1 protein-coding gene is annotated in these 286 nt (G+C 62.2%); it reads right to left on the reverse strand.

Going from position 1 to position 286, the window contains the following annotated elements; translation table 11 throughout:
• The coding region (locus EN807_RS34840) for a Gfo/Idh/MocA family oxidoreductase (protein WP_135938110.1) at nt 1–286 on the reverse strand (286 nt) is incomplete at both ends.

Here is a 286-nt window from a genome sequence, read left to right on the forward strand (position 1 = left end):
GCGCATGTTCTTTGGGTCGACATTGTAATAGGAGAACGCGCCCTGCACATGCCGCAGCCGGCCGATGGCGCCGGCGGCGATGAGGTCGCGCACCTTGATCCATTGCGGGTGGTAGGTGACCATGAAGGCCTCGCAGACCAGCACCTTCTTCTCGTCGCGCAGCTTGATCAGCGGCGGGATGTCCTTGGCGTCGAGCGCGAGAGGCTTTTCCACCAGCACATGTTTTCCGGCTTCGATCGCCTTCGCCGTCCATTCGACATGCTGCGAGGTGGGCAGCGGGATGTAG

It is taken from the genome of Mesorhizobium sp. M5C.F.Ca.ET.164.01.1.1, from assembly GCF_004792125.1.
Lineage (GTDB): Bacteria > Pseudomonadota > Alphaproteobacteria > Rhizobiales > Rhizobiaceae > Mesorhizobium > Mesorhizobium wenxiniae.